Source organism: Paenarthrobacter sp. NPDC056912, from assembly GCF_042786555.1.
Classification (GTDB): Bacteria; Actinomycetota; Actinomycetes; order Actinomycetales; family Micrococcaceae; genus Arthrobacter.
This window is the reverse complement of the sequence record NZ_JBHUCD010000014.1, coordinates 115,447-127,811: the sequence shown is the minus strand read 5'-3', so window position 1 is coordinate 127,811 and position 12,365 is coordinate 115,447. Positions and strand designations below refer to the sequence as shown.

Annotated in this window: 18 protein-coding genes, 1 tRNA gene and 1 pseudogene; 18 read left to right on the top strand and 2 right to left on the bottom strand. The window is 60.0% G+C overall.

Features of this window, described 5'->3' with window-relative positions:
• Positions 1–138: 138 nt before the first annotated feature.
• The 6 genes from ACFRJ9_RS16065 to ACFRJ9_RS16040 all read left to right on the top strand — a co-directional run bounded on the left by ACFRJ9_RS16065 (position 139) and on the right by ACFRJ9_RS16040 (position 5,691).
• Positions 139–1,350: a pseudouridine synthase gene (locus tag ACFRJ9_RS16065; protein ID WP_377669853.1), complete on the top strand. Its 1,212-nt coding sequence runs from the start codon at positions 139–141 to the stop codon at positions 1,348–1,350.
• 3 nt (positions 1,351–1,353) lie between these two features.
• Positions 1,354–2,460, top strand: coding sequence for a prephenate dehydrogenase (locus tag ACFRJ9_RS16060; protein WP_377669851.1), 1,107 nt, complete (start codon positions 1,354–1,356; stop codon positions 2,458–2,460).
• Positions 2,460–3,173, top strand: a complete 714-nt coding sequence (gene cmk / locus ACFRJ9_RS16055; protein ID WP_377669848.1) for a (d)CMP kinase — start codon at positions 2,460–2,462, stop codon at positions 3,171–3,173. Before ACFRJ9_RS16060 ends, cmk begins: the two co-directional genes overlap by 1 nt.
• Positions 3,163–3,912, top strand: coding sequence for a lysophospholipid acyltransferase family protein (locus tag ACFRJ9_RS16050; protein ID WP_377669845.1), 750 nt, complete (start codon positions 3,163–3,165; stop codon positions 3,910–3,912). The genes cmk and ACFRJ9_RS16050 overlap by 11 nt, the downstream gene beginning before the upstream one ends.
• Positions 3,913–3,922: 10 nt before the next feature.
• Positions 3,923–5,473, top strand: coding sequence for a ribosome biogenesis GTPase Der (der, locus tag ACFRJ9_RS16045; RefSeq protein WP_377669843.1), 1,551 nt, complete (start codon positions 3,923–3,925; stop codon positions 5,471–5,473).
• A 141-nt stretch (positions 5,474–5,614) separates the two neighbouring features.
• A tRNA-Pro gene (locus ACFRJ9_RS16040) sits at positions 5,615–5,691 on the top strand.
• Between the two features lie 53 nt (positions 5,692–5,744).
• Here ACFRJ9_RS16040 and ACFRJ9_RS16035 read toward each other — a convergent pair.
• Positions 5,745–6,995: pseudogene (locus ACFRJ9_RS16035) on the bottom strand (tyrosine-type recombinase/integrase).
• A gap of 6 nt (positions 6,996–7,001) precedes the next feature.
• On the bottom strand, positions 7,002–7,694 hold the full coding sequence (locus ACFRJ9_RS16030; protein ID WP_377669841.1) for a helix-turn-helix domain-containing protein: 693 nt from the start codon (positions 7,692–7,694) through the stop codon (positions 7,002–7,004).
• A 109-nt stretch (positions 7,695–7,803) separates the two neighbouring features.
• Here ACFRJ9_RS16030 and ACFRJ9_RS16025 point away from each other — a divergent pair, with 109 nt between their 5' ends.
• The 12 genes from ACFRJ9_RS16025 (at position 7,804) to ACFRJ9_RS15970 (ending at position 12,320) form a co-directional block, all read left to right on the top strand.
• Positions 7,804–8,025, top strand: coding sequence for a helix-turn-helix domain-containing protein (locus tag ACFRJ9_RS16025; protein ID WP_377669839.1), 222 nt, complete (start codon positions 7,804–7,806; stop codon positions 8,023–8,025).
• Entirely contained in the window at positions 8,025–8,174 is a 150-nt protein-coding gene (locus ACFRJ9_RS16020; RefSeq protein ID WP_377669837.1) for a hypothetical protein, read from the top strand. The genes ACFRJ9_RS16025 and ACFRJ9_RS16020 overlap by 1 nt, the downstream gene beginning before the upstream one ends.
• Before the next feature lie 92 nt (positions 8,175–8,266).
• The gene (locus ACFRJ9_RS16015; RefSeq protein WP_377669834.1) at positions 8,267–8,506 is read left to right on the top strand and encodes a hypothetical protein; all 240 of its coding nucleotides are present in this window, start codon (positions 8,267–8,269) and stop codon (positions 8,504–8,506) included.
• A 91-nt stretch (positions 8,507–8,597) separates the two neighbouring features.
• Entirely contained in the window at positions 8,598–9,680 is a 1,083-nt protein-coding gene (locus ACFRJ9_RS16010) for an AAA family ATPase (RefSeq protein ID WP_377669831.1), read from the top strand.
• A 313-nt stretch (positions 9,681–9,993) separates the two neighbouring features.
• Positions 9,994–10,200 (top strand): hypothetical protein, encoded by a 207-nt coding sequence (locus ACFRJ9_RS16005; RefSeq protein WP_377669829.1) that lies wholly within the window; start codon positions 9,994–9,996, stop codon positions 10,198–10,200.
• Complete coding sequence (locus ACFRJ9_RS16000) at positions 10,197–10,373, top strand: hypothetical protein (protein WP_377669826.1); 177 nt, start codon at positions 10,197–10,199, stop codon at positions 10,371–10,373. Before ACFRJ9_RS16005 ends, ACFRJ9_RS16000 begins: the two co-directional genes overlap by 4 nt.
• Positions 10,370–10,573 (top strand): hypothetical protein, encoded by a 204-nt coding sequence (locus ACFRJ9_RS15995; RefSeq protein ID WP_377669824.1) that lies wholly within the window; start codon positions 10,370–10,372, stop codon positions 10,571–10,573. Before ACFRJ9_RS16000 ends, ACFRJ9_RS15995 begins: the two co-directional genes overlap by 4 nt.
• On the top strand, positions 10,570–10,728 hold the full coding sequence (locus ACFRJ9_RS15990) for a hypothetical protein (RefSeq protein ID WP_377669822.1): 159 nt from the start codon (positions 10,570–10,572) through the stop codon (positions 10,726–10,728). The genes ACFRJ9_RS15995 and ACFRJ9_RS15990 overlap by 4 nt, the downstream gene beginning before the upstream one ends.
• Positions 10,725–10,955 (top strand): hypothetical protein, encoded by a 231-nt coding sequence (locus tag ACFRJ9_RS15985; protein ID WP_377669819.1) that lies wholly within the window; start codon positions 10,725–10,727, stop codon positions 10,953–10,955. Before ACFRJ9_RS15990 ends, ACFRJ9_RS15985 begins: the two co-directional genes overlap by 4 nt.
• On the top strand, positions 10,952–11,374 hold the full coding sequence (locus ACFRJ9_RS15980; RefSeq protein WP_377669817.1) for a helix-turn-helix domain-containing protein: 423 nt from the start codon (positions 10,952–10,954) through the stop codon (positions 11,372–11,374). Before ACFRJ9_RS15985 ends, ACFRJ9_RS15980 begins: the two co-directional genes overlap by 4 nt.
• Positions 11,375–11,385: 11 nt before the next feature.
• Positions 11,386–11,955, top strand: coding sequence for a hypothetical protein (locus tag ACFRJ9_RS15975; protein ID WP_377669815.1), 570 nt, complete (start codon positions 11,386–11,388; stop codon positions 11,953–11,955).
• A 122-nt stretch (positions 11,956–12,077) separates the two neighbouring features.
• A complete protein-coding gene (locus ACFRJ9_RS15970) occupies positions 12,078–12,320 on the top strand; it encodes a hypothetical protein (RefSeq protein ID WP_377669812.1) in 243 nt (80 codons plus the stop codon).
• The last annotated feature ends 45 nt before the right edge of the window (positions 12,321–12,365 follow it).

Here is a 12,365-nt window from a genome sequence, read left to right as displayed (position 1 = left end):
GCGCTGCACCACAATTTCATACAGATTCACAGCACCTCATCAAGGGTGCACAGCGACAAGGGGCAGACGATGTCTGCCCGGCTGGCTAGTGTTGATTTCAACACCAAATGCCGGCCATTACTAACACTAGGACGGGTCATGACACAGGCGGGACGCCAGAGTTCACCACGTAACGGTTCGGGACGCAACAGTTCTGGACGCAATGAGGCAAAGGGCGGCAGCGGCCGCTCCAACGCCGGAGGCTTCTCCGGCCGCGGCGGCAGCGCCGGCGCCGGGAAGCGCAACTTCCCCCAGGGCGAGGGCCGCCCCTTCAAGGCTTCCAAGCCTCGCGAAGCGGCTCCCTTCGATCCCGACAACCCCACAACGGCCGGCGATTATGATCGCGGCCAGGCCGCCCGGCCCGCAAAGCCCTTCCGCAAGCCCGGCTCCAACAAGCCCGGCTTCGGTAAGGCTCCCGGAACTCCGGGCGCGTTGAAGCCCAAGGCGAAGCCGGCCAAGCAGTACGGCTCCAAAGCCTTCGGAAGCGAACGTTTCGGCCAGAACCTGGGACCCATCCGCAAGCCGGGCCGCAATCGCGGTCCCCGCCAGGAAGTCCCTCAGTCTGATCTTCACGATGTTGACGGCGTACGCCTGCAGAAGGTCATGGCTCAGGCCGGCGTCGCTTCCCGTCGTGTCTGTGAGGAAATGATCCTCGAAGGCCGCGTTGAAGTTGATGGCCAGGTCACCACCGAGCTCGGTATGCGAGTGGATGCCCAGACCGCCGTGATCCACGTTGACGGTATCCGCATCCAGCTCGATGAGACCCTGGTCTACATGGTCTTCAACAAGCCCAAGGGCGTCGTTTCCACCATGGAAGACCCCGAAGGCCGCCCTTGCATCAGCGACTTCCTGAAGAACAACAAGAACAAGGGCGAGCGACTGTTCCACGTCGGCCGCCTCGATGTCGCCACTGAGGGCCTGCTGCTGCTGACGAACGACGGCGAACTCGCCAACCGCCTGACGCATCCTTCGTATGAGGTACCCAAGACGTACCTGGTTCAGGTGCGCGGTCCCTTCCCGCAGGGCGTGGGCGCAAAGCTGAAGAACGGCGTCGAGCTTGAAGACGGCGTGGCGTCCGTGGATTCCTTCCGATTGGTGGATTCCACTCCCGGTCACGTCCTGATCGAGGTTGTCCTCCACTCCGGCAAGAACCGCATTGTGCGCCGCATGTTCGACGCCGTCGGTTTCCCGGTGGAGCGGCTCGTCCGTGTCAAGGTCGGTCCCATCGGTTTGGGTGACCAGCGGCAGGGCAGCATCCGCAACCTCGGCAGGCAGGAAGTCGGACACCTCCTGGCATCTGTAGGGCTCTAGGGCATGTCGGCATTCCGCACGCACGGCCGGGGCCACCTCGATGGCCCGGTCGTCGTTCTTGGTACTGGCCTGCTTGGGGCCAGCATTGGCCTCGGCCTGCGCGGACGCGGGGTTCCGGTCTTCCTTTTCGATCCATCGCCCACCAATCAGGCGGTCGCTGTGGATATCGGTGCAGGACGGCCTTTGGCGGAATTGGACGATCAACCGCAGCTGGTAGTCGTCGCTGCCCCGCCTGACGTGACGTCCGACGTCGTGGAGAAGGCGCTGGCGGACTACCCGTCTGCCGTCGTGGTCGATATTGCCAGCGTGAAAGCCACCATCCAGGCGCAGTTGCGTGAGCGAGGCGTGGATCTTTCCCGCTATGTGGGCACACACCCCATGGCCGGCCGTGAGAAGTCCGGTCCGGTCGCAGCCAGGGGTGAACTTTTCACGTCCATGCCGTGGGTTGTCTGCCCGTCGGAGGAAACGGCAAGCGAAGCCGTGCAGACCGCGCGCTCATTGGCCGGAGACCTTGGGGCAATTGTTTCGCAGTTCACGGCGGACGAGCACGATGAAGCCGTGGCACTGGTGTCGCACTTGCCGCAGATCATGTCCTCGCTCCTGGCGAGCCGCTTGCAGGGTACTCCTCTGCACGCGCTCTCCCTGGCGGGCAACGGACTCCGTGACACCACCCGCATCGCTGCCAGCGATCCCACCCTCTGGGTGCAGATCCTGGGCGGCAATGCGGAAAAGGTTGTCTCCATCCTGCACGGTGTCCGCGAGGACCTGAACCGTCTGATCGGCACGTTGGAAGAACCACTGGCGCCGGGTGCCCGGTTGGATCTTGCGCAACTCATCAGTGAGGGCAACGCAGGGCAGGCCCGGATCCCGGGCAAGCACGGCGGACCCCCGCAGGCATACTCGTGGCTCACCATCCTGGTGGACGACAAGCCGGGCCAGATCGCGCACCTCCTCACGGAGATTGGCGAGATCGGCGTGAACGTCGAAGACCTTCGGCTCGACCATTCGTCCGGACAGAACGTGGGCATGGTGGAGCTTTCCGTGCTGCCCAGCAAGCATGACCTCCTTGTTGAAGCTTTGACTGACCGTGGATGGCGGGTACTCCAGTAATGACGCGTGAATTCTTTGGCCCTGAGACGGTCGCCCGCCCCGGTAAACCGCTCGTGATTGCGATCGACGGCCCTTCGGGATCGGGCAAGTCCAGTGTCAGCAAGGAAGTTGCCCGCCGTTTGAAGCTGGCGTACCTCGATACCGGCGCGATGTACCGCGCCCTGACGTGGTATTGCCTGAAGACGGGCGTCGATCTCCAGGACGGTGCGGCAGTGGAGCAGGCCTCCAAGACCATGCCCTTGGAGATCAGTACCAGCACTGCCACGGAGTATGTTGCCGTGGATGGCACGGACATCACGGACGAAATACGGGATCCCATGATCTCCTCCTCCGTAAGCGCCGTCGCTACAACCCTTGGTGCCCGCACCGAATTGATACGCAGGCAACGCGAACTGATCGATCAGCACCACCGCCGCATGGTGGTGGAGGGCCGCGACATCACCACCGTCGTCGTTCCCAATGCCGAGGTCCGCATGCTCCTGACCGCCAGTGAGGAAGCAAGGCTCCGGCGTCGTGGAATCCAGTTGGGCGGCACGCAGAGCAAGGAACAACTCGCGGTCCAGGTGATCCAGCGCGATGCCAAGGACTCCACCGTGGTGAACTTCACCCAGGCCGCAGATGGCGTGGTGACCCTCGACTCCTCGGACCTCAACTTCGATGAAACGGTGGAGACCGCCCTCGCTATTGTCAGCAAGGTCATCTATGGCGACTAAGAACCCTGTTCCGGGTACCGTCATCCCTGCCCGGTGGACCCGTCTGTGGAGCCGCCCGGTCGGGTGGATCCTGGACCACGTCGTCTACCGGACGGCAGTGACGGGCAAAAGCAATGTCCCCGCAGCGGGGCCGGTGATCTTCGCGGCGAACCACATCAGTTTCCTGGACGGTCCAGTCATGTTCGGCGCCTCACCGCGGCCCATGCACATCCTGGTCAAGAAAGAGATGTTCGCTGGTTTCCTTGGAAGGGTCCTGAAAGGCTCCGGCCAGATTCCTGTGGACCGGACCGGTGACCGTGCAGCCCTGCATACCGGCAAGAAACTGCTCGACGCCGGCCGTTGCGTCGGTATCCTCCCGGAAGGAACCCGGGGGAGTGGCTCGGCAGAAAGCATCAGCAGCGGAGTGGCCTGGCTTGCCCTGAACTCCGGTGCAACAGTTATTCCGGTCGCTATCCTCGGAACCCGCCAAGGTGGCGAGCATCGCGACCATATCCCCAAACCACGCCGCAAGCTGCATGTCAGCTTCGGCGAACCCGTCACGGTGAAGCGCCGGAAGGGCGAACCGGGGCGTGTTTCAATGGACAGGGCGGCCGCGGAAATCCGTGATGCCCTGGCAGAACACGTCCAGGACGCCATCCGGGCCACGGGGCAGGCCCTTCCCCAGGAGCCTGGGCCCGGGGCAACTACTCCGCATCACCGCCAAACAGCAGTAGCCGGGACGCCGGCAGACCACCACTAAGGAAAGTGCAATGAGCGATACGACTCAAAAATCCGGCCTCCACGGAGCCGGCGACGACGAATACACGCCCACCGGCACCGACCAGGTGGCTGAAAACCTGGCTGCCTTGGACGATGACGAAGCTGAACTTCGCGCTGCCACCCTCCGGGCAGGCCTGGACGATTACGATCTCGACGACGATGACGCCGCTCTCCTGAGCGGGGACTACGACGACGAAGGCGATGAAGGTCCGCTCAAACTGGACCCCGTCCTGGCCATCATCGGCCGCCCGAACGTCGGCAAGTCCACCTTGGTCAACCGCATCCTGGGCCGTCGCGAGGCAGTGGTTGAAGACACCCCCGGTGTGACCCGCGACCGTGTCATGTACTCCGCCCGTTGGAACGGACGCAATTTCACCCTAGTTGACACTGGTGGATGGGAGCACGACGCCAAGGGCATCCACGCCCGTGTGGCCGAGCAGGCCGAAATGGCCGTGGAGCTCGCCGACGCTGTTCTTTTCGTGGTGGACTCCGCCGTTGGCGCCACTGCCACGGATGAAGGCGTCATGAAGATGCTGCGCAAGAGCAAGAAGCCGGTCATCATGGTGGCCAACAAGGTGGATGACTTCGCCCAGGAAGCTGACTCGGCAACGCTGTGGGGCCTTGGCTTCGGTGAGCCGTACCCTGTCTCCGCCCTGCACGGCCGCGGTGTCGCCGACCTCCTTGACCACGTCATGGACACGCTGCCCGAGTTCTCCCTGGTAGATGGTGTGGAGCGCTCCGGCGGTCCCCGCCGTATCGCCCTGATCGGCCGCCCGAACGTTGGCAAGTCCTCGCTGCTGAACAAGCTCGCGGGCTCCGAACGCGTAGTCGTCGATCCGCTGGCCGGAACCACACGTGACCCGGTGGACGAATTCATTGAACTCGGTGACCGTACATGGCGTTTCGTGGACACCGCAGGTATCCGCCGCCGCCAGCACATGGCACAGGGCGCCGACTTCTATGCGTCGCTCCGGACGCAGGCCGCGCTCGAAAAAGCGGAGGTCGCCGTCGTGCTCCTTGCCGTGGATGAGGTCCTCAGTGAGCAGGACGTCCGTATCCTGCAACTGGCGATTGAGTCCGGGCGTGCGCTGGTTCTCGCCTTCAACAAGTGGGACCTGCTGGACGACGAACGCCGCCGCTACCTGGAACGTGAGATCGAGCAGGACCTGGCCCACGTTGAATGGGCGCCGCGGGTCAACATCTCCGCTAAGACCGGCTGGCACAAAGACCGTCTGGTCCCTGCGCTGGACACGGCCTTGGAAAGCTGGGACCGCCGTATCCCCACCGGCAGGCTCAACGCGTTCCTGGGCGAACTGGTTGCGGCACACCCGCACCCTGTCCGCAGCGGCAAGCAGCCGCGCATCCTGTTCGGCACCCAGGCCTCCAGCCGTCCGCCGAAGTTCGTGCTCTTCACCACAGGCTTCCTGGACCCCGGATACCGTCGCTTCATCACCCGCCGCCTGCGCGAAACGTTCGGCTTCGAGGGCACGCCCATCGAGGTCAACATGCGCGTTCGTGAGAAGCGTGGCAAGAAGCGCTAAATGAGACGGGCATCACAGCCAACTTTGGCTGTGATGGCGTTGGCACCCTCCAACTTCGTGTAAGCTTTTGGAGGTGGTTCGGCCGGACTGCTTAGGTGAGACTCTTCGGAGGAAAACCTAGGCGGAGAACGGTGGAACCAGCGGGCTGTAGCGCAGCTTGGTAGCGCACTTGACTGGGGGTCAAGGGGTCGCAGGTTCAAATCCTGTCAGCCCGACCAGCAAGAACCGCTCCATCACTGGGAAGTATCCCGGAGGTGGGGCGGTTTTTTGTTTAAGCTCCACTCGAAACAGGGGCTTGTGTGTGCAGCGTGCGTGCACCATCTTTTTTGGCTGGCACCATCGCCGCCGCCTTCTCCGCAGCGTTTGAAGCAGCCGAACCTATGAGGTGCCCATACGTGTCCGATGTGATCGTGATTGATGAGTGCCTGAGCAGCTTCTGAACAATGGCGATGTCTTCACCCGATGACAGAAGCAAGGAAGCGTACTCGTGCCGCTGACCGTGGAAAGTCAGCTTGGGAAGCCCTGACTGCACCCGCAGTTTCTCGAATAGCCGTGTCGCGTACTGAGGCTTGAGTGGTCGCCCATCCTCCATGGTGAACACTTAGCCACTGGGGGAGTAAGCCTCCTGGCCGGCGTCACGCTCCTGGTCCTGCTGGATCCTCCAAGCCACCAGCGCCCCTACGGCCCGTTCGCTGAGGTCAATAGTGACGTAGCTGTCTTCGGTCTTGGTGTCGTTGTCCAGAACGCGCCCGTCTGCCTGCACGCGGTTGTTTCGGATGCTCAACTGCCTGCGCGCTAGATCAACGTCGATCCATCGCAGCCCGACTAGTTCACCGCGGCGCAGCCCCGTGAATGTCGCCAGCTCGAACAAGGCCCCGAGCCTGTGAGTTGCAGCGATGTCCAGGAAATGCCCAACCTGCTCTGGCTCCCACGCCTTGATGCGCTTCTTGTCCACCTTTGGCAGTTCAAGCTCAGTGGCGGGGTTGATGTCGATGCGCTGTGACCGGGCAGCAGCCCGCAGGGACGCTTGTAGGACCGCGGCGATACGTCTGACGGTAACGGCGCCCCTGCCTGCCTCAGAAAGGCTCCTGAGGAAGTCGTTAAGGTGATAGCGGCGGATGTCGGAGAGCATCATGCGGCCCAGTTCAGAGCCCTTGATGTCATTGCGTATGTACCGGGCGTAGTTGTCATAGGTGGTGGCCCGGATGCCCTTGCCGGTGTCCCTGTGTCGTTCAAGCCAGCCGTCCAGATAATCCCCGTACCGTTCCGTGTTTCGCTTTACGAATGTGCCCTGATCCAGTTCGCGAGCGACTTTGTTTCGGGCTTCACGTGCGGCTTTCTGAGTAGGGAAGCCATTCTGCCTAATCTGCCGTCTCTTGCCCGTGGAAGGATCAACACCGGCTGCGACATAGAACCCCCACGTTCCGTGCTTAGGATCTGAAGCCAGCTTCGGGCATTTGGTGCCGTACTGCTTCTTGTTCTCGTCCCGGCAACCGCAACGCCGAAAGATGTCATTTGCCATCTCGTCTCATTCCTTTGGATCGCCTTCGGTTCTAACTTGCTCGTAGATTTCGCGGAGGTCTTCTGGAAACTCCCAAACAGGAATGTTGGCTTTCTCCATCTCCAAGCGCTTGTTGTACGCCCTCTTAACCGCCTGGACGGCGACGCCCTCGTAGGACTCAGCTTCGCGGCTGCGTCGTTCTGCCTCTAATGCGGCCTGCTCCATCAAGTCTCTTGGACTTGATCCTGCGGAGTACTTCGAATCATCGACGCCCGCGAGCGTGGCTCGGGCGGAACGCAAGGAGTAGTGTGCCGCCTTTTCGAGTCCTCTAACTGAAAGCGTAAGCTCTAGCAACGAACCAAGCCCTGATTCCTGGCCCTCGCCGTCAAAGCAAAATTCCTCGGCGGCATCGACAGATAGTTCTAGGTCGTTTGGCGTGACATGTATCGCGGTCGCCGCATCAAAGGGGGAGTAGATCAATGCGAGGGGCGGGATATGTAATATACGCGCGATGATCAGCACTTCTTGGAGCGATACTGTCTCCTTTCTTCCCGACTCGATATTGGCGATTGTGCTTCGAGGAATCGGATAGCCGGCTGCTTCGCAGGCCGCGCTCAGGTCCTGAGCCGACATGGAAGCTAGCTTCCTAGCTGACTGAATGTTCTTACCAACGCGGGCGGCTACTGATGATGCCCATTGACGTGGTTCAAGTTGTCCCATAGAAACACAATCTCATGCCCTCTTGTGCTTTCGCAACACCCATGGTTACCATTGTTGTGGAGGGACATCCTGATAGAAAGTTGTCCCACAGGAACACAAGGAGGTTGAGATGGCGATTACGTACTCACCAGAAGTCGAACGGATCCTAACCAAAGCAACAGCCACCGTTGACGAGTTGGCCGTCCTATTGGGGATCGGTCGCCGGCAGGCTTACGAAGCTGTTCAGCGGGGCGACATCCCGTCCATTCGGTTAGGGAACCGGATCCTCATCAGCACCAGGGTTATCAACCAGATGCTCGACACGGGAACGGTTACAACTCAGGTTGCCTAATGGCTACCACGGTCAGGAGCACCACGGGCACAGCGCCCCTTGTTTTTGACCTCGTTGGCCCGGACTTGGTGCTGATCGTGTTGGAAGACGGATCACAGCAGCTATACCGGACCAGCGAAATACTCGCGGCTATCAGCCCACCAAGCTGACGCGAAATCCCTATACCGCCCTCTGAGGGGGGAGCGGAACAGGACGCAATACAAAATCCATCACAGTCTGACAATCCAAAGGCCTCAATCAAATGAATAGCACCGTAGACACCCATGTCCGTATGACGATGGACCAGGCTATCAAGCTTGCCGCGTTCGTTGTCGAAATCCGCCCGGAATGGAAGGCGGCCCCAATCAGAGGCCTTCTCCAAGCCCACACCTACGGTAGCGGCGGAGTAACCGTAATGGACGTCGAGGAACTAACGCGCCGCACCGTCGCGGAAGCGTTCACCTCCACGCAGGAACAACTGACGAAGCTACCCACGCAATAGCAAGCAGCACAACCGTTCGGCCCCTGAGAGCAGCAGGGGCCGAACACCAGAACAAACTCATAAGCCAGTCACAAGACGACTAGGACAGCGAATGCCGAATGACCCACTGCTCCCAACACCCCCGTCATGGAAACCCCTAGACCTCACCGCATACCTCAACGGCGCTCACAAACCGCTAAGGCCGTCAATCATGGCTAGGACTGACGGGAGGTGCCTGCTCTACGCCGGCATGGTTCACGCCTTCAACGGTGAATCCGAATCTTGCAAGAGCATGACCGCCCAAGCCGAAACGGCCCGGCAGGTCATGAGCGGGAATCGTTGCGTGTACATCGACTTCGAATCCGATGCCGCATCAGTAATTGCCCGCCTGTTGATGCTGGGTGCTAGCCCGGAGGACATCAAAGACAACCTGGACTACATTCGGCCCGATGTAGACCCGGTATCTTTTGCCGATGAGAACTCAGAGTGGCAACAACTCCTGAGAAACAAGTACACCTTGGCTGTCATTGATGGCGTAACTGAGGCCTTCGCGGTCTTTGGCGTGAAGTCGATTGATAACGATGAAGTGACCGCATGGGGCCGGAAGGTTCCACGCCAGATAGCTGCCAGGACTGGTGCCGCGGTGGTGGTCGTGGATCACGTAACGAAGTCCGCGGAGGGTAGGGGGCGTTTCGCTATCGGTGCTCAGGCCAAGATGTCGTATCTAACGGGCGCCGCGTACATGGTGGAAATCATCAGCCCTGTAGGCGTGGGAATGATCGGCAAGGTAGCCCTGCGAGTAGGTAAAGACAGGCCAGGCCAGGTCCGCCCTATGTCTGGTGAGTGGCGCAAAAGTGATCGCACGCAAGAAGCAGCCATAGTGACGATCGATTCAACCATTGCCAACAGGATCCTGTTCACTGTCGATCCACCACAGCGGAAGTCTGACGGCAACAGCTTGCCAGTCGAGCTGATGGAAGCGATTTCGAAGTGCGTCGAAGAATCAGCAACACCACCAAGCTTCCGCAAGATCAATCAGTTGGTTTCTGGCAAGGACGAGACCAAACGCGCAGCCATATCACTACTCGAAGCAGACGGATACCTAAGCATCATCACTGGCGCCCGTAACGCTCACGAGCATCACCTAATAAAGCCCTTTAGGGCTGAACCTTCAACAGAGCTGATCGCAGCGTGAGTGTAAGCGTGTCCCGTTCTAAAGAAACGGAACGGGACACACACACTCAGACACTCCCCAGTGTGCCGGGACACGGTGGGGACACAGTGGGACACGGTCACACACTCAAAAATGGGATCTTCTTTCCGCCGCCGATGTTGCTCAACTCAACACAGACCAAAGCGACGGGACTGACCGAGTCTGAGGCGCTGCAACACCTATCGGACCTCCACACCGAGCTTGTGCAGGTCTTACTTGTGCAGCTTTCGGATTCCATCGACACCAACCAGCCAACGAACCGAGGGGACGCGGCGGCGGAATGAATCAACAACAAATGACCGACGCTGAACTAGCTGAGTACTGGAAGCGGCAAACGATCCACTACCGCAACCTCTCCAACACCTACCTACAACAGCTCCTGGCAACGAAGACCAATCCTGAACGCCACTACGGGAAAACAACGCTCCACAAAGATCCCGTGGGCAACCAAGCAGCAACCAACGTAGACCGCGAACGCAAACACCTGAAAGGCCGACCATGAGCTACGACTACGAGCCCAAAGTTCTACAGCAATGGGATTGGCCCGCCCAAGCCGAAACCTACCGCCTCAAGTTCGAACACTCCCAACAGGAAGCCACGCACTGGATGCGCCGTGCACAAGCTGCTGAGGCCCAACTGTCGATGTACCAAACCCGTGGAAGGACCGCAGTATGAGTGCCAGCGACTTCCTATCTGATCCGCGAGTAGCCGGGCACCTTGACCCCGAAGTGCTCGCCTACCTCCAAGGCAACCAGCCGCCAGAGAGCGCTACAGCGGACGAAGAAGCCGGTCACTGGATCGCCCACGCAGTCGCTTTGCTCCAACAGATCCAAGGGCTTAGGCAGCGCGTAAAGGAATTGGAGGCGGACGCATGACACGCCACCCGTATGGATCCCTTGAGTACTGGCAGAAAATTGCAGGCACTAGGCAGGACATCATCAATCGGGCGCACAAGAAGCTCGACCTCCTGCAACAGGAGTATGACGCCGTGGAGGCTGAACTGCGGAGCTGCGTTGAGGGGCGCCAGTGACAGGACAGGCTCCCGAGCTGCCGGCAATCGAGCTACTACGAACCGTCGAATCACATGATCGCAAGGCAATTACGAAAGCCCTGAACAAACTCATTCCCAGGCATACGGAATGGGTGGTTGCCTGCCTAGCGGTCGTCGCGTTGGTCAACATCAAAGAGCAGCACGGCGCGGACTGGCCAGAACATTTCATCCCATCACTTGAGGCCTACGCCAAGGAGGCAACGTGACAGCCCCAAGACGCCCGCCAGAGGCCTACGTTCACGGCATAGCTGGTCCTGTCGTTATTGTTCCCGCGAGGGTCTGTGCATGGCTTGAACGGCACGCCCACCTCAACGAAGTCCGCATACAAAACCGCGGGGCAGATGCCGAAGTAGACGCAGTACTAGTCGCCCTCCGAGTCGCTGCACTCACATGGCGTAATGCCGCAACCGGAAGCCCCGTAGCCGTAAAACCGGAAGCGACCGCAGACTTAAATCAGTGGCTAAGTACTACGCAAGCTGCCGACATTCTCTACATCACAGACCGGGCAGTTCGCCTCGCCATAGCCGAGAAACGCCTACCAGCAACACAAGTCAACGGACGATACCGAATCGCCCGCGAAGACATCCAACACTTCGCCGCAGCCAAAGCGGCACAAGCAGCATAAGGACAAACACCATGAGTTTCATCGACACCCCTGACGGGCGACGAGCCCAGCAAATCCAGAACCGCTTCCAGGGATCACTAGAGCAGATCCGCTCGAACGATCACCTCACACCCGAGGGCAAGAAGGAACAGATCGCATCCGAGTACAACGGCGTTGTCCAAGCTCTAGGCCAGATCAAGGACTCCTTCAACTCAGCCAAGACCTTGCGCACTCACGTTCTACGGCGTGACCTGTTCGGCAACACAACCCCATCCGATGCCCAGACCGCCATAAGCTTCCGTGATGCGCAAGACCGCGTGAGTTCCCTCGGACAATTCGACCAAGAGAAAGCGCTCAAGCTCCTTGATCAGGCTGAACTATCCGGTGACACGGTGATGGTCAAGGCACTCATGCAACAGGCCATCGAACACTCATGGGATCAGGTAGCCAACAGCTACGCGGAGAGGCACCCGTTCTACGGTGACAAGCTCAAAGAACTACTGTCCCTCCAAACACCCAAGGGAATCTTCACCAACCAGGACTCGTGGGAGAAGGGGACACTACTCAACGTCCAAAAGCCCGAAGAACTCGGCTTCGGGTAACAGGCAACCCCAGCACCCAGGGGGAGGCCCCCCGAGCCCTCTTGCTAAGCCCCGCAGGGTGTAGGCGTAATCTCTCCCCGGCATTTTTTCCCAAATCAAAACCTGAACCAAAAGGAAAAACATTGACCAGCTATCTTTCCCCCAACGAACAGTCCCGCCGCCGCATCGCGAAGATGCTGGCAGCTAAGGCACGCGCCGATGTAGCCGAAGCTGTTGCCGAGGGCGTCCCGCTCTACCACTACGACGGCAACAACAAACTCGCCAACGTCGAAACAATCAAGTCTGACAATCCGGCAACAGGATTCACCTACACGTACGACGAAACCGGCAGGCTTGCAGACATCCAACCTGCACCCCAGTCATGACTGTCAAACCTGTGGCTCACTACATGACACTGAAAGCAATCCGAT